This window comes from Phyllobacterium brassicacearum, assembly GCF_003010955.1.
Classification (GTDB): domain Bacteria; phylum Pseudomonadota; class Alphaproteobacteria; order Rhizobiales; family Rhizobiaceae; genus Phyllobacterium; species Phyllobacterium brassicacearum.
Window position 1 is genome coordinate 283801 of record NZ_PGGO01000002.1, and the last position, 22788, is coordinate 306588.

Sequence of the window (22788 nt, forward strand, 5' to 3'; positions counted from 1 at the left end):
CCCATCGAACACGTCAACCTTGCGGCGTGTCTGCCTACGGCGGGATGCCTCAAGGCAATCGCGCATCGATATGGGCCATCATTGACCGGCCCCGCGAACCATTAGTCATCGAGCGTCGCCATTAGCACGCCGATACGGCAGCCTTTTTCAAACTCCGGAAGGTTCACATATTCCTTGATGGTATGGATCTCGGCCTGGCCAGAACCGATAGTGATGGTGGGAACACCGTGTTTGTCGAGCCAGTTGGCATCCAGTCCGCCATTGGAGAATACATAGCCCGGCTCAATGCCGAGTGTCTGCAACGCCCTGGTCGCACGCTTTACGATGGGAGTGTCCTTACCCAGTTCGAACGGTGGATAGGATGCCACGTGGCTGAATTTCATCCCGGCCGTGTCGCCCGCATCGTCTGTAACCTCGCTCTGCGCTTTCGTGAATGCATCTTTATAGCCGTTGGCGATCTTCGTCGCGAAGGCGGATTCGGGACTGCGCGCCTCGCCCTTGATAAAGGCAAAGTCGGTCACGACGTTGGTCGCGTCGCCGGCGGCTTTGTTGTCCTTACCGCCGAAGATGCCGACATTGCTTGTGCCCCGACCGTCTGACTTGACGACCTTTCCGAACCAGCCAGCCCGCCGCGCTTCGGCAAGAGCTATCGCTGCGACCATCGTTGCCGATATGCCCTTTTCAGGTGCAACGCCGGCATGGGAGGCACGGCCGGTGATCTCTGCTTCCCAATTCTCCTGGCCGACGGCGCCGATGATCAGGTCGGAAGCCATCTGGCCATCGACATTGATACACATGACCGCACCGCCGAGATCGGCAGGGTTGAGCTCGCGTGCACCATGCAGCCCGCTTTCCTCGCGTACAGTAAACAACAGCGTGATTGGAGGATGCGGCAGCTTGTGCTTGATAAGTGTTTCGGCGACCACTACGAGAACGGCGACCCCGGTCCGGGCATCGCCGCCGAGCGCGGTAGTGCCGTCCGAGACGATGCGGTCGCCTTCGCGCCGTGGTTTTGCGCCAGCACAGAGCGGCACGGTGTCGAGATGAGTGGAAAAGAGAAGCCGCGAGCCCGGTCGTGTCCCGGGCAGGTCCACGATCAGGTTGCCTGTTTCGGTCGGTAGCGGAATACGTTTGTTGGCATCGTCGAAACGAATGGCCGCCTCCGGCACGCCGACCTTCTTCAGAGCGTCGCATACCGCAGCGGCAATGTTGGCTTCTTGTCCGGTTACGCCCTCGACCGAGAGAAACCGCATCAGGTGATCTTCCGCCGCCGTGACGTCGAGGGGAATAGGGTTGTTGCTCATGACATCCATCCGATCATTTGAGTTTTAATCGCTGAGGTATCCGCAGTCTTCGCTACAGGCCCCACGGCAGCCCGAGGGCCTTCCAGACCGCAAAGAGAGCCGTCCACAGCACGAACATCAAAACGACATAGGGCAGCATCAGCGAGACTATGGTGCCGACGCCCGCGGACTTGTCGTATTTCTGGGCGAAGCCGACGACGAGCGCAAAATAGGCGTTGAGCGGGGTAATCGCGTTCATCGGCGAGTCACCAACGCGATAGGCCGCAAGCACAGCTTCCGGCTCGACCCCGAGCTTCATCAGCAGCGGCACGAAGACCGGAGCGAAGATCGCCCACTTTGCAATGGCGCCGGTTAGCAACAGGTCGATGATCGCCACCACCACGATAAAGCCGATAAGCAGTGGCAGGGCACCAATATTTGCCGCCTGTAGCGCGCCCGAAAGGCTGAGTGCCATAACCGTGCCTATGTTGGTATAAGTAAAGTAGGCGACGAACTGGCTCAGGACGAAGAACAGGAAGATCGTCCCGCCCATATTCCTGATGGACTTCTCTATCGCGCCGATCACCTCCGACAGTGTCCGCAAAGTGCCGGCGCCAATGCCGTAAGTCCACCCTGTCACCAGAAAGATGAGCATGATGAGCGCGATCAGCCCGTTCATGAATGGGGAGTTGCCGATCAGTTCGCCGGTTGCAGGATTGCGAAGCGGCGCGCCACTCGGGAGAGTCAACAGCAGGAATACCACCAGAAGACCGATAAGCCCGTAGAGCGCAAACCTCAAACCGCGTGATTCCCGCTCGGACAGGGTCGCCCCTTGATCTGTAACGCCTCCGTCAGCCGACGCCTCCGGCTTGTATTCCCCCAGTCGCGGCGAGATCATGCGGTCGGTGATGAATGCGATAACGATGGTGAGGAAGATCACTGACGCGATGGAGAACCAGACATTTGATGCCAGCCCGATCGATCGCTCGGGATCGACCAGCCGTGCCGCGTCGTTGGTGAATTCCACGAGGACTGCATCGAGAGGTTTGATGAGCATGTTGACGGTGAAAGCGCCGGCCACTGCCGCAAAACCGAGTGCCAGACCAGCCAGCGGATGCCTCCCGACTGCCAGATAGGCGACCCCTGCGAGCGGTATGAGGACCAGATAACCCGCATCTGCCGCAATACTTGCAAGGATGCCCACGAATGCCAGTATGTAGGTCAGCGCCCAGCGCGGCGAAACGATTACGAGCTTGCGTATCAGTGCCGTGACCAGACCGGATTCCTCAGCTACCCCTGCACCGATCATAGCGGCGATCATAAGCCCCACTGCTGTGAAACTCATGAAGTTGGGAATGAGCGAGGAGTAGAGAAAGCGGATGCCCTCAACGTTCAGGAGGCTGCGTATCGCCGTCGAAGCGGTTTCGATTTCGTGCGTGTCCGGGTTGATGCGCTCGTAGCTGACCGCCGCCCCGAAAGCACCCAGCACCGCCGACAGAACAATAACGATGCCGATCAGGATCAGGAAGATGATCACTGGATGTGGAACCATGTTTCCCACTTTCTCGACGCCATCCAGCAATCTTTGCATCACGGTCTTTGGCGCAGTATTTGCAGTGGTCATTTCATGTCTCCCGTTAAGCCAACCGATTGCGGCCCAATTGGTCGCAGGTCATTAAGGTGCTGGTGGCGCGTTTTCCGGGCTTGCTCAATTTGTGTTCGCCAAAACGACAAGCCGTGGTCAACGCTACCGTCCCGGGGCATTCCGCCAGAGGATCGCATAAATCGTTGGTAAGCCGCCAATGATCGCATCAGGTATCGATGCGGGCTCCCTCCTTCAGTTGTCGCGCTTGAAAGCAATATGCTGAACAATGAAAACAGTAGCACCGCCTTCATCCCCTACGTGAAGGTCACCAGTTTCGGCGCCGACGACAAACGCCGAAAGCGCTACGGGGTTTGAATATAGTGTTGCTCCAATTATCTGTGATAGGCATGGAATCCCAAAACCAAGCTTTCAGTTCAAATTTCCCGGCTCTAATACCGTGATCCGGATCGAGGCATTCTCGCCCATTTCAGAGCCCTCGAGCCACCGTTTATCGCTTCACCAGCGCGTCAAAATCATCAATACCGGGGAATTCATCTCTCGCAGTGCATGAACGCCGCCACGCCAGGCGCAGCTGTGAAGCCCGGCCGAAGCAACGGGCAGTCTGCCCGCTTCGTCGCCTGCCTGCTGTCGGCGATCGTCTTGACCAATGCCATTCCGCGATCATGCCGTTCTGGCCGACGCGTACACGCGCGCTGGCGCTTGTCTCCGACCTTTCGCTGAGCATCTTTCTTGCAATGTCGCTGATGAGCATGCGGCTCTGGACGCTCGGAGGGCTTGGACCATCGCTGCTTCTGATCCTGGCAATCCAGACCGTCGCTGCAATCGCCTACATCATCTTCGTTGTATTCCCGCTGATGGCTGCAACTACGACGCCGCGGTGATTGCCGGGGGCTTCAGCGGCATAAGCCTTGGGCGACGCCGACAGCCATTGCCAACATGACTGCCATTGCCAAACTCCACGGCGCGGCACCGATGGCCTTCATTATCCTGCCATTGGTTTCGGCATTATTCATCGACATCGCGAATGCTTTCGCGATCGGCTTTCTCGTCAATTGAGCGGGCTGGCCAAGACCCGTTTAGCGCGTGCGGCTGATGCGGCGCATGTCAACAATGCGCCCATCCCTTTGCCTGAGCGCGATCTCGAACCGGTTGCTGCCGCGCCACGCGCGATAGACGAAGAAGCGGCTACGGCAATCGATGCGCCTGATATCCCTGAAGCCGCGATTGCGAAGCCGTCTTTCGCCTTCGCGGCACGAGATTCCCCTGCCGCTGCTGACACTCGAGCCAATGTTGATGGTGACGGTGGCGGCGCTCGCATCGGTGGGCAGCGCTACGGGCGTGAGTAAAAGGCCAAAAGCAACACCAAGTGAGATCCACACAGTTTTGCGCAAGGTAACCTCCAGGATGAAACAGCATTTCAATGCAGTTGGTAGTGCTTGGGTCGGCCAATCGGAAAGTCACATCAGACTAGATGAAAAGCAAAGCAATTGCCAAAGGATCAAAGTGATGAACTGTTGGATAGTTAATAACAGCGTGACACCGACCGGAATTGACATCAATATTCGATGGGGTAGCGAGTCGATACCGTCGGTTAAGGGGAACCCGGTATGAAAGCTTATATTTCAGTCTTGGCAAAGTCGTTCTCCACCGCTGGTCTGCTTGTCGGCATCCTCTTCTTTGCCGCATCTCTTACGCCGAGCCTCATGCCGCGCTCCTTCCTGGTTCAGGGCGCGCTCTCCGGCTTTTGCGCGGCACTCGGCTATGGCGTGGGCGTGGCGGCCGTCTGGCTCTGGCGCTATCTGGAAATTCCGGTTCCACGCGCGCGGGCTCAAAAGGCCGCCAAATGGATTGCTGTCATTTTTTGCATCGGAACAGCTGGCATCTTCCTGTGGAAGGCGGCCGAATGGCAAAACACAGTGCGGAGCCTCATGGGGCTTGGGCCGGTCGAAAGCGTTGAACCAATTGAGCTTGCGGCGATCGCGCTCGGTATTTTTCTGGTGGTCATCGTCCTCGCGCGCCTCTTCAGGCAGACGTTTCGGCTTTTCTCGCGCTGGCTGAACCGTGTCGTGCCGCGGCGCGTGTCCAGGGTCGTTGGTGGCGTTCTGGCGGTAGCCCTCTTCTGGTCGGTGGCACAGGGTGTCTTGTTCAAGGTCGTCTTGCGCATGGTCGACACATCCTTTCGCGAGCTCGATGCCAGGATCGACGACGGCTCAACGCGCCCGGCGGATCCTGCGAAACCTGGCGGCCCGGGATCGATCCTCGACTGGCAGGATTTGGGACGGCAGGGTCGCGCGTTTGTCGCTTCCGGACCTACCGGTGCGCAGATCGGCAATTTTTTCAACGCAAAGGCGCCTGATCCCATTCGGGTCTATGTCGGCCTGAATTCCGCGGAAACCGTCGATGAACGAGCGCGGCTGGCGCTTGAGGAATTGAAGCGCGACGGCGGGTTCGAGAGATCGGCGTTGATTGTCATCGTTCCGACGGGAACAGGATGGGTCGATCCTGAGGGCATCGATACCGTCGAGTATCTTCATCATGGCGACATCGCCAGCGTCGCGATGCAATATTCCTATCTCAGCAGTTGGTTATCCTTGCTTGTGGAACCAGGCTACGGCGCAGAGGCAGGCCAGGCGCTCTTTCGCGAAGTATACCGTTACTGGGTTACCCTTCCGCGTGACAGCCGCCCAAGGTTGTATTTGTATGGATTGAGCCTCGGCGCGATGAATTCCGAACTTTCTACCCATCTCTACGATATCATCGGCGATCCCTTTCAAGGAGCCCTGTGGAGTGGCCCTCCCTTTCAAAGCCGCATTTGGAACCACGTCACCTCCGACCGAAATCCCGGCTCACCGGCATGGCTGCCGCGCTTCCGCGACGGTTCGATCATAAGGTTTACCAACCAGAACAGCGCCCTCGATATTCCAGGTGCCGTCTGGGGACCCATTCGCATCGTTTATCTCCAATATGCCAGTGATCCCGTGACGTTCTTCGATTTCCCCGCGTTGTATCGGGAGCCGGAATGGATGAAGAACCCGCGCGGTCCAGATGTCTCGCCGAGTCTGCACTGGATTCCGGGTGTAACAATGCTGCAGCTCTTGTTCGACATGGCAATCGCCACGACCTCGCCAATGGGGTATGGCCATGTCTACGCCCCGGAGCATTATATCGACGGCTGGGTTGCCGTTACCGTTCCGCAAGACATTCAGCCTGAAGATATTTCTCGCCTAAAGGCGTTTTTCGTCGAACAGTCGCGGAGCGCCGACAATCCACCTCCAGGCGATTGATCGCTTGGCTAAGGTGCAACCGGCCTTCGGTGGAAAAAGAAACACAATGCATAGCTCTGGGATTCATGGCTAATCTCTTCGACGTGCTGGGCACGATATAGTTTTTTACAGCGCGTCCCAGCGTTAGTCACCGTAAAGAACTGGAGGCAACATGTCTGATCTGATTGCGATTGTTTATCCCACCGAACCCAAAGCCGAGGAGGTGCGCAATCGCCTCATCGAACTACAGAAAGAATATTTGATCACCCTCGGCGATGCCGTCATCGCCACCAAGACGGACGCCGGCAAAATCAAGCTCAACCAGATGGTGAGCACGACAGCCGCTGGCGCGGTATCCGGCAGCTTCTGGGGCTTGCTGATTGGCGTCCTCTTTCTCAATCCGCTGATCGGCGCAGCGGTGGGTGCCGCGTCGGGTGCCCTCGGCGGGGCATTGACGGATGTTGGCATCAACGACAATTTCATGAAGGACCTCGCGGCCAATATTCAGCCTGGAAACGCCGCACTGTTCGTGCTCGTGCAGTCGATGACAGCCGACAAGGTCCTGAAGGATATCTCGGGTTACGGCGGCGTCGTTCTCAAGACTTCGTTGGACGAAACCAAGGAGCAGGTTCTGCGTGACGCTCTGCAAAAGGCCACATCGTGACCCGTTGAGGCAGTAGAGCACAGGAGACCTCTGCATGTGTTCACAGCAGGATCAATCATCCCGATAATCATCGAGATGGTTTGCGGAGCCGCTGGGGGAATGGCCGTGGCCCACTGGGCCAGAGGTCTTCGCCTTGTGCTCCCGCGCAGCGCTCTGACCGGGATCATAGGAGGACTCGCGTTGACCTGGCTGGCAGGACGTACACCGGGTGTGAGCCGTTTTGTCGGGCATGTGGAGCGTGCGGCCGACGCTACGGTTCAGGCCGTCGGCGGCTACACACCGGAAATTCTCGTGGGAATTGGCATTGCCGGTCTCCTCGGTGGTGTGCTTCTCATGGTAATCGCTGGACTTGTGTGAACAAGCGCCTCGGGGAGCTAGCGCGACAGAATTGGGGGCATCGGGTTGGGTTCGGGTAAGGGGCGCTAAGCACGATATGGCTCAAGATGCAAAACCGATGATCGGCTACCTTGCAACCGGTATCCTCGTTCTCGCGCTGCTCCGCTTCGGACAGGCAATCTTCGTCCCGCTCGTCTTTTCCCTGTTCGTCATCGCACTCGTAGGGCCGCTCCAGATCAAGTTGCAGCGCTGGATGCCCCAACTCCTTGCCCTCCTCGTGACGCTCTCCTTGACAATCTTCATCATCGTCGCCGTCGGATCCTCGGTGACCTGGGGCTTGCGAAAGCTTGGCCAATGGCTGTTCGTCAATGCCCGCAGATTCCAGGATGTCTATGTCCACTGGTCCGAATGGCTGGAAGAACACGGGATCGGCATCGCAGGTCCGCTCGCCGACCGTTTCGACGTGACATGGCTCGTCGGTTTTACGCAGGGATTGGCCGGTCGCCTCAACAGTTTCGTCGGATTTGCGTTGCTAGTCTTTGTTTTCGTGATGCTCGGCCTCCTGGAAATTGAGGATTTCGGCAAGCGTCTTCGCTCCCCCGCCCTTCAACCGCAGGGCATGAAAATGCTCCATGCCAATCGTGAAGTATCAAAGAAACTACGCCGGTTCATGCTTGTGCGCACGTTTGCCAGCATCCTGACCGGGTTGATCGTCTGGGCATTTGCCTATTTCGCCGGCCTCGAACTGGCGGCTGCCTGGGGCGCAATTGCCTTCACCCTTAATTACATCCCATTTCTCGGACCATTCGTAGCGACCGTCCTGCCGACTCTTTTTGCCATCGGCCAGTTTGATACCTGGCAGATGGCCGTGGCAGTCTTTGTCGGACTGAACCTGATCCAGTTTCTGATCGGGAGCTATCTTGAACCCCTTTTGATCGGCACATCCCTGGCGATTTCGCCTTTCGCAGTCATTTTTGCGGTGTTCTTCTGGAGCTTTATGTGGGGTGTGCCGGGCGCGTTCATTGGCGTCCCCATTCTCATCGCTTTCATTATCTACTGCGAAGAATCGTCAGGAGCGAAATGGATTGCCGTGTTGCTGTCAGCAAGGTCTTTTGACAATTCCGACAAAGCTTCGATCTAATATCCAGCGCTTGCAAGTAGAGGACCGCAGGTTATGCAACTCGTTTCGTAACAGTTACGTACTGAACAGACTGTGGGGGTTGTGTCATACTTTTCAAGACGAGCATTTGTAACTGCGTGATTTCTAACTCCGGTGGCTTTTTGGAGCAGCAATGCCTTGTACTTCCCCAACAAAAATGGATCGAAGTAATACCACATGCAACTCAGACAACGTGGCAACGTCGCCTGTCTGCACGCCGTTCCGGGCACGTAGGGTGAAATCATGAACGCTCATGATCATATCGTACCATCGGATGCTCCGCTCGATCAAAACTTCGCACACGCAGCATCGGCGTCTGCCGTCAACTGCCCTCCTCCCCAATCGAAGCGGTCATCGGCCGGCTCATCCTCTATTCCCGCTTTCAAGTTTGATACCAGAAGAGTGCCGATCGACCAGCAGTATGACTCCTGGCGCAAAAGCTTCTCATCCATGCTCGAGCTTAGCGAACGCAGGGACAGGTCCTGTGGCTTTGAAGGAAAGCAAACCGTCTGGGATCTCGGCAGCCTCGCGTTCTCCCGGATCAGAACGAGCGCACTCGAGTTTGCAAGTGTGCCTGGTCACACACGCAGGGAAGCGCTGGATCATTGGACGTTGACCGTTCCGCTCGACGGCACAATCAGCACAGTCGGTCCGGCCAGTAGCTTTCAAGGTGGTGCCGGTGTCGTCCAGGTCCATTCGCTTGGGCGTTGGTTTGAAGGAAATGTAACAGATAGCGAAATGCTCATTCTGTTTGTTCCCCGGGACTTCGATCCGGAAGTGGCACACGTCCTTGGCGCTGCCGAGTTCTCCGCGATCGACACGGCGATGGGCCGGCTGTTGTCCGACTACTTCATAGGATTAGCCAAGCGGCTGCCAGCGGTCGAGGCAGAGTATCTCCCTGAACTCGTGGGCGCGACGCAGTCGATGATCCGAGCGTGCCTGCTGCCGTCTCCCGGCAATATCGAGGAGGCTCAGGCACCCATTGCCCGCGTACTGCTCGAAAAGGCACGCCGCATAGTGCAATCCAGATTGTTCGACCCATCCTTCAATGCAAATGTCTTGCGTCGGGACCTCGCGATTTCACGCACGGGGCTCTATCGGATGTTCGAGCCATTCGGCGGCGTTATACACTACTTGCAGCACCAGCGTCTTCTCGATGCACACGCGGCACTGGCGAACCCGAACGACAAGCGTCGCATTATCGAGATCGCTGAGCAGCGTTGTTTTAGCGATGGGGCAGAGTTCAGCCGGGCATTCAAGAGAGAGTTCGGCTACACGCCAAGCGAAGTGCGGGCTGGACGCAAGAGCGGCGTCCCGAGTATGCCCACAGGCGAACTTGCCACCGCAGCCCCTGAGGAACGCCTCGGAGTGCTGCTACGCAAGCTTCACGGTTGACCTGCGGCAGGCGATGAGGTTCTCGATGCGTCATGACGATATGGACGAGCGGTTGCGAAAACTCGGCGTGAACGTCGGGCCCTTCACGTTCACCTTATTGGTCCTGATCGGCGTTGTCTTTGCAATAGGAATTGCCTGGCTTCTGTATTAGCGCCCGCTGCTGCGGCACTGCAAAGCGGTCGATTGTGCGATTGTTGACCGCGTTTGTTTGGAAGCTGAGGGGGGCGTGGTGCCATGTTTGATAATGATGACTGGAAGTTGGCTATCGAGGATACGCGATTTCGACAGAATGCTATCGTCGCACTCATCTATTCGAGCAACAACCAGGCGCTGGGACTTCTTCGGCTGTTTTCCGTTATCGCTCTTGCCACAGCGACAGGCGCTGTCACGTCGCTTGCAGCAGGCGAATTCTCACCAGCAGTTGGCTGGGAACTTTTATCGCTGACATTGGTACTCGTGTGGTCGTCCTGGCAGTGTTTTCGCGCCCTTGAAGTCGGAGACATCGATCTGCCGGGCCGTGACGCCGAATTTTGGTTGCTCGCCGCCGATAACGGAAACGACCGACCTGCATTTTCGCGACATTATCTCGAAGTCTTCAGGGAACGGTACCGGACCAACCGCATAGTAAGCGAACGGCAGGCCCGCGCGCTCAGAAGGGCAAAACTGGGAGGAATAATAGCGCCACTGATTGGCATCGCCGTGGGCGCAGTCCTGGCCTTCTTTCAAATATATTCTGTTTAAGCTTCCGCGCGATCATGCACTGTGGCATCGGTCAAATTGGCGAATTGGATATGCCCCTGTGTTCAGTCGAAGCGTTGTGATAGTCCGTGCAATCGTACTGACTTTCATGGTGGGCGGTGTTGCGGCATGTGCGTCACCTGCCGGGGTGTCCTGACGACCGTCAGCACTGCGGCGTCTGACACGGCCAAGGCCGATCTGTTGGTGGCGACGACCCGAGCGTCGACAACACAAAAGGGCGTGTTGGCATGGAGCCGCGATGCGGATCCTGACACTGGGACTTCTCGTCCGCCGACTTGCGACCCCTTAGGTGCCAGCCGCCACACAAGTCAAACAATGTATCGTACTCGGTCAGCATCCATTAATGTGCAGGCACAAAAATCATCGTTCGAATAGTGGAGATCCCGGATGAAGATTGATTTAGGCGAAGTGCTTGATCCATTTCGCAGGCACGTCATCGACATCAAAGATGCACTTGCTCACGCCCGTTATCGCTACGATGGGCTCGATTTGATATTGGAGGCGGTCTCCGACTCCAAGGTCCGCGGTGCCTCACAGGAAATTTTTGCCGTCGCGGGTGAAAAGATGAATGTCGTTGATGATATGCTAGACGAACTCTATCGGCAGCTATCTGACGTCGATCGCATGCTAGAAGCTTACGCGTCACAACGAGAGTGACGCCTGCTTTTCGGAGCTGGCTCCAATGGCTGCTTTGGGGCTAGAAGCCGTCATCCAAGCTTGGAAACATCCGCAGGCGATGGAATTCGAATGGCCGCCTCGACGTTCGCAGGCAGCTTGAACCGTCGGCGATACTCGCCCGGAGTCAATCCAGCGAGCCTCCGGAATAGACGACGAAAAGATGTAAGGTCAGAATATCCCACCTCAAAGGCGATCTCATCGATCGGCATGTCCTCGAGTTCCAGCATTTGTTTGGCTTCCTCGACCCTAAGCCATTGAATATATTCAAGCGGCGAATACCCAGTCGCTTTCCTGAACCGCCGATCGAACGACCGCTTCGGCAAGCCGGATAGCTTGAGCAGTTCGGAGAGAATTTCCGCCGACTGGTAGTTCGACGGGGCATATTCCTGACACTTTTTGACGACCGCGTCGCCGTGATCGACATTTGCGATCATGGATGCATATGGCAACTGGTCGTCACGATGCCATTGATAGAGGAAAAGCTTGGATATGCGGATCGCTTCCGCTGTTCCGGCATGACGGGCAATCAGGTACAGCGTCAGGTCCTGTCGCGGATGTTGTTGTCTACGACGAAGAAGACGATTAGCGTGACCCCAATGCCCTATTAGTCTTTAGTGTTTTTATGATACCGACCATCCGCCATCGACTAGCAAATTTAGTCCAGTAATGAGGGAAGCTGCCGGCGATGCCAGAAATACAATAGCACCCACAACATCATCAGTTTCCCCGATCCGGCCCAAGGGAATATGTCCGAGTGTCTTGTCGTAAAAGTCTTTGTCAGACAGCGCAGGTTTCGTTCCATCGGTCCATATGAAAGTGGGGGCAACGGTGTTGACGGTGATGCCGTACTGCGCCCATTCGGCTGCAAGACAGCGCATCAAGTGATTTATGGCGGCCTTGCTCATGCAATAGATTGCCTCACCGCGAAGCGTCACAGTACCGGCCTGGGAGCTTATGCTTATTATGCGACCAGCCTTCTGTGCAATCATTTGCCGGGCGACCGTCTGGGTTACCAGAAATGTACCCTTGATGTTGACCCGCAGTATCTCGTCCACGTCTACCTCTGCGACGCGCTCAGCAAGATCACCGGGTGCGACGCCGACGTTATTCACGAGAACATCAATCCGTCCGAAGGTCTCAATAGCCTCAGCGACAGAAGTCTCGATTTCACCACGTTTCGAAATATCCAGCCTAACGGGAAGGACTTTTCTTCCCATTTCTTCAATTTCCTTAATCAGTTCCCGAGACATCGCAACGTCACGCAAACCCAGAACAATGTCGGAGCCTGCGGCAGCGCACGCAAGAGCGCACGCTCGGCCAATTCCGCGTGACGCACCTGTCACCAACGTCACTTTTCCTGCAAGACCGAAATCAGGTGCGTGCTTGAGCTGATTTCCCACAATACTTCTCCACTTGCACCGCAAGCTTCGATCACCCGTTGCTGTGGGCACAAGTACGTTACGGTTACAACAAACGCCGATGCCAATTCAGAGAGCGGTTCTTGAATGTCACCGGCCGGGTGATTGCCCTTACATTCGCGCCAGGCGCCAACAGATATCCCGCAAGGCGAGGGCATTTTGGTAACGGACGCAAGAACCCGTTCGCAATGTGTTTGGAGGCGTCGTTCAGGAGATCACGAAATCGGGAATGTAGCGCTTATCGAACTTTTCGGGCGTATGACGCCAGTTGAATTGGAGCCAAGCTCACCCCTGGGGCATAAGTCGGACATAAATTTCCGCTTCGTGCCAAGAATGGTTATCCAGAAACGACTGTTCTGCACCTCCGCCGTCTGCAGGCTTGCGGCCTTCACGGTATTGTACGACTCTTCCGAATGTGTTCGATAATGCCACGCGCTATTTCCCGCTCTCCCATGATGATGAGGTTCGCTCCAAACTTGCCAAGATGTTCAACCTCAGCGTCAGAGTGAGCACGTGCGATGATCTCCAGATTCGGATTTGCAGCCCGGGCCTGCTGGATGAGATTGCCACCTTCGAAAGGATTGGGGATGGCGCTAATAAACCAGCGTGCCTGCGAGAGGTTCGCGGCGCTCAGGATATCTGGTTGCAAGGCATTTGCGTAAAACGCCTCTATGCCGCGGGCACGCAGTTGTTCAACAACGTCCTGTCGCTCTTCAATAACGAGTAAGGGCAGACGGTCCGCAAGTATTGCTTCGGCTACACGGCTTCCAACGCGGCCATGACCAACCAAGACAGCATGACCACTGAGCTCAGTAATATTCGCTTCACCCGCGCTTGAAGGAGGAGCAGGCTGATCAGGTGCATTCTGTTGCTCATGCTCGGTGAGCCACGGCATGGCGCGGTGCAGAGCAGCAAAGAGCAACGGATTGACGAGAATCGAAAGGATCGCACCAACCAGAATGAGATCACGGCCCTCGTCTGGCAGTAGCTTGAGAGATACTCCGAGCCCGGAGAGGATGAAAGAAAATTCGCCAATCTGTGACATGCTTGCGCCCATCGTCAGCGCGGTGCGAAGGGGGTGGCGCAGAGCAAGCGTTATGGCGAATGCAACAATGGCATTGCCGACGACAATGACCAGGAAGGTGCCAACGACCGGGACTGTCTCGCGCACGAGGATGGTTGGATCGAACAACATCCCGACAGAAACAAAAAACAGGACCGCAAACGCGTCACGGAACGGGAGGGTTTCTTGCGCCGCCCGCTGACTTAGCCGCGACTCTGCAAGAATCACGCCCGCAAAGAACGCTCCGAGTGCAAGGGAAACGCCGAATAATTCTGCAGCGCCATAGGCGACCCCGAGAGCGACGGCCAAGACTGCCAACCGAAAGAGTTCTCGCGAACCGGTGTGGGCTGCGTAATGGAGAACCAATGGGATTACCCGCTTTCCAACTACCACCATAAGCAGCACAAAGGCAGCGATCTTGATCACCGTGAGTCCGAGCGCACTCCAAACGGTTTGCGTCTCAAACCAGCCGAATAAGTCCGTGGGTTGCGTCGTGCCTTGACCCAGTCCTCCAAGAGCGTTGGCGAAAAGGGGCAACAACACAAGCGCGAGGATGACGCCTATGTCCTCGACGATCAACCAACCGATCGCGATCCGCCCCCGCTCAGTTTCCAGCAACCTGCGCTCGTCCAAAGTCCTCAAAACAACGACAGTGCTCGCAACCGACAGCGAGAGACCAAACACAATGGCCGCTCCGATGCTCCAGCCCATCAAATGAGCCAATGTGCCGCCGAGTAGGGAGACGATCCCAATTTGACCAAGAGCGCCGGGTACCGCAATAGCTCGCACCGAGAGCAGTTCCTCCATTGAAAGATGAAGCCCGACTCCGAACATCAGGAGCAGAACGCCGACCTCGGCGAGTTGTTGCGCAAGCATCTGGTCTGCAACGAAGCCGGGCGTGAAAGGTCCTATCACCACGCCTGCGACGAGGTAGCCGATGATGGAAGGCAGCCGAAGCCTGTTCGCAATTGTTCCAAAAGCGAATGCAAGCCCTAAGGCTGCGACCAAAGTGGCAATGAGCGGGGTTTGGTTAATCATCCTGACCTTATGCGCGCCTTTGACGATCGATGCGTCGACTAATGCGATGAAGAAACAGCGCACCGCCACAAGCCACCATGCCGATCAAATGCATGATAACGGTGCGACTCAGGATTGAAAGCGGCTAAACATCGGAAAGAAGGGAGAAATGCCGGCCGCTGGCACCGCAAACTTAGGCTGGAGGCTTTGGCAAAGGCTCACGAAGGTACCATCCAACTGATCGACGCCGAAATTGGCGCACACTTTGAAGTCAGATTGCCGGTACCGGGCACTTCTACATAATCCGTTGGGAATTGAGATCTCTTCATCGGATTTTCTGCTTGCACGGACCAGCTGCGGTTCGACCGGGCTGCTCGGTTTGCTTCACGTTGCTAAATCTCTGCGGCCATGACACTGGAAACCATCAGCCAAATGAGCGATGATCCTCTTATCAACCTGCCAACTGTGGCGAGCTGATTATCCGGCCCGTGCCGGAAAACTACGGCGACCAGCCGTCAGACCCCCCAGGGACATGATCCCCGATATCCGAGGTTACAAAAATGCCTGAGGAAACTGCTGTAAATCAATCGCTTTCGTCTCTCGATAAGGCGGCCCAGCATGTAGGACGCGACTGGCGGCATGCCGCATATTACGACGACGCCGAAACCGGAATGGATAAGCACTGGAGCGGCATTATCTGGCCTTTTATCGCGCCACATAAGGAGTACATCGATTTTTCGATAACAATGGACCTTGCGGCCGGACATGGCCGTAATTCGGCAAAACTCCTTCCGCTCGTCAAGGAACTGCATATCGTCGATATCAATCAGGAGAATATCGATTTTTGCCGGGAACGGTTCGGTGACAGTCCGACTGTCCACTACCATCTAACCAACGGATATTCTCTCGATTTTTTCGATCCCGGAGAATTGACCTTCGCTTATTGCTTCGATGCTATGGTCCATTTCGATAGTGACGTAGTGAGGGAATATCTCAAAGAGCTGCGCCGCGTGCTGCGTCCGGGCACAGGGCGCGCGTTCCTGCACCATTCGAACCTGGTCAACAATCCATCAGGCAGCCACAAGGCAAGGCCCGGCTGGCGCAACTTCATGTCGAAGGAACTGTTCGAGCATTACGCCGCAAAAGAGGGGCTGCACGTGCTCAAGCAACAGGTTGTCGATTGGAAATTCGATGGCTCCAACATCGATTGCCTAACACTTCTTGAGCGCCCCTCGAACTAAGGGGCTCAAAGGCCGCTTCACCGTCGTGGCCCTGTTAGCCCGCCAAACATTCTGAGGGGTGCCCAGGGGCAGCGTTGCGCTGTCAACTTCGATCGCGTTTGACGAAGATTCAGAGAAAGCGATCGAGTCGCGGTAACCTGGAGGCCGGTGCTCATATTCCCTTCCCGGGAATTGGCCACATCCGGTGCGACAGCGACAATTGCGGCTGGGTGCCGTTAAACTACAGCTCGGGCATCTGATCATGTATACGCACCACCAGTGTGCAAATATCCTTGGGACTTCTGTCGCCGCCAGGGACGGTATTTTCAGACGGCGTAGATACCATTCCCTCACGTCCGTTTGCTGCCAGGACCGCGCTTGCCGGGTCGGTCGGAGCCAAAACCATCTGTGAATTCATTTGGTTTACCTCCCTGCAGTCCGCAATTGTTTTGGGCTCGTTCGACATCGTCAGGCAGGCAATCTACGAACGGCCAAACTCGAGCTTGAAATCCGGGTCAGTAGAGTCAAGAATGAGTGGGATTAGCGCTAGTGTCTGGATGCCGTGCCACCCACACAGCTATCTGTACAGGTTTCCTAGCCCGCCCCCCGGAGAGTAACGTGAGCAGTGGGTCGATCAATGGGCCGTCAGTCCCCGAGAACAAGCTCCAGCCCCGTCACAGGCTGCCCTGGTTGCTGGCTGTTGTGACCGCCATCATATTGGTCGTGACCGCTACAGCGTATGCGAAACTATCCGGCAACATCAGGCGCGTCGAGGTCACCCAGGAGGATCTGGGCAAAGTCCGCCCCGCCAAACCCTCTTCCAGCGCGCTGAACATCCTGGTGGTTGGTTCGGACCAGCGCGACGGAGATAACGCCGAGCAAGCCAATTTTGCCGGACAGCGGACGGATATAATCATGCTCGTGCACCTGTCGTTCACGCGCGGCGACGTGTCCGTGATCAACTTCCCGCGCGACTCGCTGGTCCAGCTTCCGGGCTGCCGCTCCCGGGAAGGCCTGCCGGGCCAGAAGAGACGCCTCGGTATGATCAACTCGTCCTTCAGCTTTGGCGGCATTGCCTGTACCTGGAAGACCATCGAATCCCTCACCGGGATCCACATCGACCACTTCATCAGGTTTGACTTCACCGGCTTTAAGGGCATGGTGGACGCGATGGGCGGGGTAAACCTCTGCATTCCTGAACCAATCCGTGACACGTACGTCCAGCTCTACTTGCCCGCAGGGCTACAGACCTTGTGGGGTGAACAGGCGCTGGCGTATGTCAGAGCCCGCCACGGCCTCGGCGATGGATCCGACATCGGGCGAATTGTGCGCCAGCAGGACTTCTTCGCCGCCATGGTGAAGAAAGCAATGAGCGGTCAGACCCTGTTCAACCCGGTCCGGCTGTACCGCTTTCTGGATGCGGCCACGAATTCCATCACCGCCGACCCCGACCTTACCCCCAGCGTGCTGATGAACGTCGCGCTTACGGTCCGCGGACTGTCGTCCGACAAAATTCACTTCGTCACAACGCCCTGGCGCTACTCTTCCACCTACCCCGGCCGGGTCGAGTGGCTCAAGGGACCGGCCAGGAAGCTGTTCCGGTTGACCGCCGCCGACCATCCCCTCAACCGTCCCGAAACCAAAGCAACCCAGCCCAACGCGACATCCATAACCAGGACGAATACCCACCCGACCACCGCGGTTATTGTGCCCTGTTCTCCCGAGCTTCCATCGAAGGCGCCGGGCCCTGTTGCAGCGGCTGAATTGGGCTATCCGACACCGCAATAGCTATCCGGCAGATCAATCTCCTTATCAAACGAGCCAAAGAAACGCTTGACGGTAAAAATTGATGCCTCACTCGGCAGAGCCGTAGCGACTTGCTCGCACAGTCGATGGGTAACGACCAGCCCCATTGGTCTCAGGTCATAACCCTATTTATCGACGCAACGATTTATTGTTACCTCTCGGAAATCACTGCATATTTTTGATGTGCCGCATGCCCCTGTACGGCATAGGCTCGGCGCCGAGCCGCGAATCCCCAATCAAACTTTCCGCCGAGCCTCTTTTTGAGCCGATCCGGCTGAACACCCACGGTATGTGATGTAGTGTGTCATGAGAGGGTATAGAAAGATTGGCTGGCATCCCCTGCCAACAGGTTGGTCGAAACGTCTCCACATGCGTGGGGCTGCCCCACTCTCTTGAACCAATCTTCAGGCGTCGGCGCAACGCCGACCGTACTGGGCGTCCGGGACAACAACCAGCTTGCCGACAAAGCCCTTGGCCATGAAATCAGTTTGCGCCTTGTGGAACTCCGACAGGCGATATACACCGCCGACAAGCGGCTTGATCTTGCCTTCCTCGATGTAACGAACGATACGGCGGACATCGCCGCGGGTTCCTTGCGACGAACCGTGCAATGCAAGGTGCTTCAGATACATGGTCCGCAAATCAAGCTGCACAACAGGTCCGGCAATCGCGCCGGCCGTCGTGTAACGGCCCTCGGCGCGCAGGATCCGCAACAGGTCGTTGAAGATCGGACCGCCAACGAGATCGGCTACCACATCGACAGGCTTGCCGCCAGTGGCTGCATAGACGGCAGCAACAAGATCATCCGTTCCGCGGGTGATGACGGCTTCGGCGCCGATGCTGATCAAGGCTTGCTCCTTGCCCGGCCCCACGAGCGCATAGGGAATTGCCCCCCGTGCCCTTGCCAGCTGGACGATCCCCGAGCCGACCCCGCCCGATGCACCGGTGACGAGTAGGCGCTCACCCGCTTTCAGGCCGGCACGCTCCAGCATCTGCTCGCCCGTCAGATAGGCACAGCAGAACGTTGCCAGTTCGACATCACTGAGTTTCGTATCGACGAGATGGGCGTTCTCGGCCGGCACCGTGACATACTCCGCATAACCACCGTCACGGCCGTGGCCGATATAATCGATGTCGGCGAGACTGTCGTCTTCACGGTTGTAGATCGAAAAATCGACCATAACGCGCTGGCCCATACGCTCGGGCGAAACCCCTTCGCCGGCCGCGACGATATTGCCGACAATGTCCGTGCCTTGAATCCGCGGAAACGTCAGTGTCGGCTCCTGGCGGCGCCAGGTTGAAACAGCACCCGCGTCTTCCTCAGTGCCATAGGCGCCTTCCCGCACCCAGACATCCGTGTTGTTCATGCCGCAGGCTGTGATGGCAATGAGGACCTCTCCGGCCGCCGGCGTCGGAACCGGCACGGTCTGGCTGTAGACGAGTTTGTCGAGCCCGCCATGGCCGACGAGCTGAACGGCGGCCATGGTCCTGGGAAGATTGTCGTACATTTGTGAACCGCCTCCTTTCAGAGTGACTTGGCGACAGCGTCGACCGCTTCGGCCGCGGCCTTGACGACAACATCGGCTTCGTCGCGCGTCAGGCACAGCGGCGGGGCAAACCCGAGGATATCACCCTGGGGCATCGCCCGGCCAATAACACCGCGTTCCGCCAGTGCGGTGGCAATGCGGGGTCCAACTTTCAGCGCCGGATCAAAGAAGGTGCGGTCGTCCTTGTCGGCGACAAACTCGACCGCGGCCAGCATGCCGTCACCGCGCACCTCGCCGACGATCGGGTGATCCCCGAGCGCCTGCGTCAGGCTCTTGCGGAAATATGCTCCTGTCTCACCGGCATTGGTCACGAGGTCCAGCTTGTCGATGAGTTCGAGATTGGCCGCACCGGCAGCAGCACAGATCGGATGGGCCGAATAGGTCCAGCCATGGCCGAGCGAGCCCAGCATGTCGGAGCCCTTGACCAGCACCTGCCAGACGTTGTCGGAGACGATGACGCCGGACAGTGGCGCATAGGCTGAGGTCAACCCCTTGGCGATGGTGATGAGGTCCGGCTTTATGCCGTAGTGATCGGAACCGAACATGGTGCCAAGCCGGCCGAAGCCGGTTACGACCTCATCGGCGATGAGCAGAATGTCGTATTTGTTGAGGACAGCCTGGATTTTCTCCCAGTAATGAGCGGGGGGCGGGACGATGCCGCCAGTGCCGAGGATAGGTTCGCCGATGAATGCAGCAACCGTTTCCGGACCCTCGGCAAGGATCATTTCTTCCAGCTTGTCGGCGCAGTGCTGCGAGAACTGCTCCTCGCTCATCGATCGGTCGGCGCGACGGAAATAATAGGGCGCTTCGGTATGCAGGATGGGAGCGCGCGGCAGGTCGAAGGCATTGTGGAAGAGTTCGAGTCCGGTCAGGCTTCCCGTCATGACGCCGGAGCCATGATAGCCGCGCCAGCGCGAGATGATCTTCTTCTTTTCGGGGCGTCCGAGCACATTATTGTAATACCAAACCAGCTTGATGTTGGTCTCATTGGCATCGGATCCCGACAGGCCGAAATAGACGCGGCTCATCCCCTCGGGTGCCCGGTCGATGATCATCTTGGCGAGCGTGATCGAAGCGTCCGTGCCATGACCAACATAGGCGTGGTAGTAGGCAAGTTCCCTGGCCTGTCGGGCAATCGCGTCGGCAATTTCCTGGCGGCCATAACCCACATTAACGCAATAAAGCCCGGCAAATGCGTCGATGCTGGTACTGCCGGTGCTGTCGGTAATGTGAACGCCCTTACCGCTCCTGATAATTCTCGTCGGGCTTTCGCCACGCGCATGGGTGCCCATATGGGTTGATGGATGAAAGAAGTGATCCCGGTCCCAGGCGTTCAGTTCGTTCGAGCGGTCAAGCATGGTAATTTCCTATTCTTCTTTGGTCTATTGCGTATCGATGCAAAGATATTTGAGCTCGGTGAAACCCTCGATTCCATGGCGTGATCCCTCGCGGCCAAGCCCTGACTGCTTGAAGCCTCCGAACGGTATCGGAGCGCCCGTGATCTTGACCCGGTTGATCGCGACCATCCCATATTCGAGACTGCGCCCGAGGCGCAGCATCCGAGCCCCATCCGTTGTGATGACATAGGCAACGAGGCCGTATTCGGTTGCGTTGGCACGGGCAACGACGTCCGCTTCCGTGTCGAACGGCGTGATCGCAGCAACCGGACCGAACGTCTCCTCGCGCATGATAAGCGCGTCGTCCGGTACATCGGTCAGCAGTGTCGGCTGATAGAACAGCCGCCCGGCGGGGTGGCGCATACCACCGACCAGGCAGCGCCCGCCTCGGGCCAGCGCATCGGCGACCTGTACTTCCACCTTCTTCACCGCCCGCTCATGCATCAGAGGCCCGATGTCGGCGCTCTCGGTCAAACCGGAGGCGACCTTCAAGGCCGCAATCCGCGTGGCAAATGCAGCGGCGAAATGATCCTGGATGGGGCGCTCGACATAGATTCGATTGGCGGCCAGGCAGTCCTGGCCGGACGTTGCGAACTTGGCCTTGATGGCAATATCGACGGCCCGGTCGAGATCGGCGTCGGCAAATACGATCAGCGGCGCATGCCCGCCAAGTTCCATGACAAGATTCTTCATGGTTGGCGCGCATTGCGCCGCGATCAGTCGGCCGATCTCAGTGGATCCGGTAAAACTCATCGCCCTTACCCTCGGATCTTCGCAAAGCTGTCCGACTATCGTTGCTGCATCTCCCGTCACGATATTGAGTACACCGGCCGGGATACCTGCCCGATCGGCGAGTTCGGCCAGGGCAAGCGCGGAGAACGGGGTCTCCGAGGACGGATGGGCAACGACCGTACAACCGCAAGACATGGCCGCTGCAGCCTTGCGCGTCAGCATCGCCGATGGAAAATTCCAGGGCGTGACGACTCCGACAACACCCAGCGGCTCACGCCGCACAATCATTTCCGCCCCCGTCAGATGGCTGGTCACCCCTTCAGCATTGAGGCGTTTTCCCTCTTCGGCGTACCATTCGATGAAGGATGCAGCGTAGTCGATCTCGGCCTGCGATTCTGCGAGCGGCTTGCCCTGCTCCAGCGTCATGATCAAGGCAAGATCGTCCCTGGCCGTCAGCATGAGCTCATGCCAACAACGCAGTCTGGCGGCGCGCTCCTGCGGCAGCAGGTTCCGCCACAGCGGAAAGGCCCGCGCGGCGGCATCAACCGCCACTCTCGTCTGGCCCGCATCGAGACGCGATACCCAGCCGATGGCGGCGCCGGATGCCGGATCGGTGACCTGGAAGGTCTGGCCGGCATCGCCTGCCGTCCACTGCCCATCGACATAGGCGAGTTCACGCAGCATGCGGCGGTCATGCAGCCCGTCGAGGGCAGGATGTCGGTCTGGTCGTGCGAAATGGGCGGACATGCGGTTCTCCCGAAATTTCTCCGGGAAAGGGTGGCATGGATGGGAGGAGAGAGAGACCGTTTGTCGGCGCCTTCGGAGAGAAAATGTCCTCATTGACCGGGGTGTGAGGAGAGAATGACTAGTCCGGCGTGGTTGTTGTGACCAGCTCTGCCACGGGCAGGACCACATCATCCTTGACCGTCTTGGTCACGATGTACGTGAAATAGCGGTCGATACCAATTTCGCGCTGGAGCAGGTTATCGACCAGACGCTGATAGCAATCGATATCCCGCGCCATGACCTTGAGCACATAGTCCACGCCACCGCCCACCGACCAGCAAGCTACAACTTCCGGTATTGTTTTGATGGCGCGTTCGAACCGGTCGAAATCCGCCTGGCGATGGGCGCCGAGCGTGACCTCCATCAGCACCGTGGTCACCGGCGTCACCAAACGCAGCGCCAGGCGTGCATGATAGCCGCTGATGATCCCCGCCTTTTCGAGGCGCCGAAGCCGCGTCCAGCAGGGCGTTGGAGAAATTCCGACGCGCTCGGCCAGTGCCAGTTTGGTGATCCTGCCTTCACGCTGGATCTCGTCAAGGATGCGGATATCGATCGGATCAAGCTTCAGTGATGTCATGTCCTGCCCAACAAATTCATCGAATAACCATGACGTTGCGATTTTTCGATTGTCAATTGCACTGACTTGGATCACTTATAAA

The 22788-nt window shown here is 57.4% G+C and carries 22 protein-coding genes and 1 pseudogene; 13 read left to right on the plus strand and 10 right to left on the minus strand.

Annotation, left to right across the window (positions count from 1 at the left end):
• Positions 1-101: 101 nt before the first annotated feature.
• Positions 102-1304, minus strand: coding sequence for a M20/M25/M40 family metallo-hydrolase (locus CU102_RS04290; RefSeq protein WP_425351514.1), 1203 nt, complete (start codon positions 1302-1304; stop codon positions 102-104).
• A gap of 52 nt (positions 1305-1356) precedes the next feature.
• Positions 1357-2907, minus strand: coding sequence for an AbgT family transporter (locus CU102_RS04295; RefSeq protein ID WP_106709732.1), 1551 nt, complete (start codon positions 2905-2907; stop codon positions 1357-1359).
• Positions 2908-3498: 591 nt separating this feature from the next.
• Between CU102_RS04295 and CU102_RS04300 the strand changes: the two are divergent.
• Positions 3499-3945: pseudogene (locus CU102_RS04300) on the plus strand (sodium/glutamate symporter); the annotation flags it as partial.
• A gap of 20 nt (positions 3946-3965) precedes the next feature.
• Here CU102_RS04300 and CU102_RS04305 read toward each other — a convergent pair.
• Complete coding sequence (locus CU102_RS04305; protein WP_106709734.1) at positions 3966-4280, minus strand: hypothetical protein; 315 nt, start codon at positions 4278-4280, stop codon at positions 3966-3968.
• A 216-nt stretch (positions 4281-4496) separates the two neighbouring features.
• Between CU102_RS04305 and CU102_RS04310 the strand changes: the two genes are divergently transcribed.
• The 8 genes from CU102_RS04310 to CU102_RS04340 all read left to right on the plus strand — a co-directional run bounded on the left by CU102_RS04310 (position 4497) and on the right by CU102_RS04340 (position 11122).
• Positions 4497-6173 carry an alpha/beta hydrolase gene (locus tag CU102_RS04310; protein WP_106709736.1) on the plus strand — a complete coding sequence of 559 codons (1677 nt, stop codon included), beginning with the start codon at positions 4497-4499 and terminating at the stop codon, positions 6171-6173.
• 151 nt (positions 6174-6324) lie between these two features.
• Positions 6325-6816 (plus strand): DUF1269 domain-containing protein, encoded by a 492-nt coding sequence (locus CU102_RS04315; RefSeq protein WP_106709738.1) that lies wholly within the window; start codon positions 6325-6327, stop codon positions 6814-6816.
• A gap of 36 nt (positions 6817-6852) precedes the next feature.
• A complete protein-coding gene (locus CU102_RS04320) occupies positions 6853-7173 on the plus strand; it encodes a hypothetical protein (RefSeq protein ID WP_133624582.1) in 321 nt (106 codons plus the stop codon).
• A gap of 76 nt (positions 7174-7249) precedes the next feature.
• Positions 7250-8293, plus strand: coding sequence for an AI-2E family transporter (locus CU102_RS04325; RefSeq protein ID WP_245425175.1), 1044 nt, complete (start codon positions 7250-7252; stop codon positions 8291-8293).
• A gap of 261 nt (positions 8294-8554) precedes the next feature.
• Positions 8555-9706, plus strand: a complete 1152-nt coding sequence (locus CU102_RS04330) for a helix-turn-helix domain-containing protein (protein ID WP_106709742.1) — start codon at positions 8555-8557, stop codon at positions 9704-9706.
• A gap of 25 nt (positions 9707-9731) precedes the next feature.
• Positions 9732-9857: a hypothetical protein gene (locus CU102_RS30775; protein WP_280951873.1), complete on the plus strand. Its 126-nt coding sequence runs from the start codon at positions 9732-9734 to the stop codon at positions 9855-9857.
• A gap of 83 nt (positions 9858-9940) precedes the next feature.
• Positions 9941-10447, plus strand: coding sequence for a hypothetical protein (locus CU102_RS04335; RefSeq protein ID WP_106709744.1), 507 nt, complete (start codon positions 9941-9943; stop codon positions 10445-10447).
• 405 nt (positions 10448-10852) lie between these two features.
• Positions 10853-11122 (plus strand): hypothetical protein, encoded by a 270-nt coding sequence (locus CU102_RS04340; protein WP_106709746.1) that lies wholly within the window; start codon positions 10853-10855, stop codon positions 11120-11122.
• Between the two features lie 50 nt (positions 11123-11172).
• On the opposite strand, the gene CU102_RS04345 is transcribed toward CU102_RS04340, so the two are convergent.
• Positions 11173-11592: a helix-turn-helix domain-containing protein gene (locus CU102_RS04345; protein ID WP_245425176.1), complete on the minus strand. Its 420-nt coding sequence runs from the start codon at positions 11590-11592 to the stop codon at positions 11173-11175.
• Between the two features lie 12 nt (positions 11593-11604).
• Between CU102_RS04345 and CU102_RS30260 the strand changes: the two genes are divergently transcribed.
• Positions 11605-11751: a hypothetical protein gene (locus CU102_RS30260; RefSeq protein ID WP_245425177.1), complete on the plus strand. Its 147-nt coding sequence runs from the start codon at positions 11605-11607 to the stop codon at positions 11749-11751.
• A gap of 12 nt (positions 11752-11763) precedes the next feature.
• Here CU102_RS30260 and CU102_RS04350 read toward each other — a convergent pair whose 3' ends face one another.
• Both CU102_RS04350 and CU102_RS04355 read right to left on the minus strand, forming a co-directional pair.
• Positions 11764-12543, minus strand: coding sequence for an SDR family NAD(P)-dependent oxidoreductase (locus tag CU102_RS04350; protein ID WP_106709748.1), 780 nt, complete (start codon positions 12541-12543; stop codon positions 11764-11766).
• A gap of 406 nt (positions 12544-12949) precedes the next feature.
• Positions 12950-14662 (minus strand): cation:proton antiporter domain-containing protein, encoded by a 1713-nt coding sequence (locus CU102_RS04355; protein ID WP_166648465.1) that lies wholly within the window; start codon positions 14660-14662, stop codon positions 12950-12952.
• On the opposite strand from CU102_RS04355, the gene CU102_RS29690 reads away from it, so the two are divergent.
• The 3 genes from CU102_RS29690 to CU102_RS04365 all read left to right on the plus strand — a co-directional run bounded on the left by CU102_RS29690 (position 14562) and on the right by CU102_RS04365 (position 17649).
• The gene (locus CU102_RS29690) at positions 14562-14780 is read left to right on the plus strand and encodes a hypothetical protein (protein WP_166648456.1); all 219 of its coding nucleotides are present in this window, start codon (positions 14562-14564) and stop codon (positions 14778-14780) included. The genes CU102_RS04355 and CU102_RS29690 overlap by 101 nt on opposite strands.
• 421 nt (positions 14781-15201) lie before the next feature.
• Entirely contained in the window at positions 15202-15882 is a 681-nt protein-coding gene (locus CU102_RS04360) for a class I SAM-dependent methyltransferase (RefSeq protein WP_106709750.1), read from the plus strand.
• 597 nt (positions 15883-16479) lie between these two features.
• Positions 16480-17649, plus strand: a complete 1170-nt coding sequence (locus CU102_RS04365) for an LCP family protein (protein ID WP_208113841.1) — start codon at positions 16480-16482, stop codon at positions 17647-17649.
• Between the two features lie 422 nt (positions 17650-18071).
• Here CU102_RS04365 and CU102_RS04370 read toward each other — a convergent pair whose 3' ends face one another.
• The 4 genes from CU102_RS04370 to CU102_RS04385 all read right to left on the minus strand — a co-directional run bounded on the left by CU102_RS04370 (position 18072) and on the right by CU102_RS04385 (position 22706).
• Positions 18072-19175: an alcohol dehydrogenase family protein gene (locus CU102_RS04370; RefSeq protein WP_106709752.1), complete on the minus strand. Its 1104-nt coding sequence runs from the start codon at positions 19173-19175 to the stop codon at positions 18072-18074.
• A 17-nt stretch (positions 19176-19192) separates the two neighbouring features.
• Positions 19193-20572, minus strand: coding sequence for an aspartate aminotransferase family protein (locus CU102_RS04375; protein WP_106709754.1), 1380 nt, complete (start codon positions 20570-20572; stop codon positions 19193-19195).
• Between the two features lie 24 nt (positions 20573-20596).
• Positions 20597-22090 carry an NAD-dependent succinate-semialdehyde dehydrogenase gene (locus tag CU102_RS04380; RefSeq protein WP_106709756.1) on the minus strand — a complete coding sequence of 498 codons (1494 nt, stop codon included), beginning with the start codon at positions 22088-22090 and terminating at the stop codon, positions 20597-20599.
• 118 nt (positions 22091-22208) lie between these two features.
• On the minus strand, positions 22209-22706 hold the full coding sequence (locus tag CU102_RS04385) for an Lrp/AsnC family transcriptional regulator (protein ID WP_106709957.1): 498 nt from the start codon (positions 22704-22706) through the stop codon (positions 22209-22211).
• Between the last annotated feature and the right edge of the window lie 82 nt (positions 22707-22788).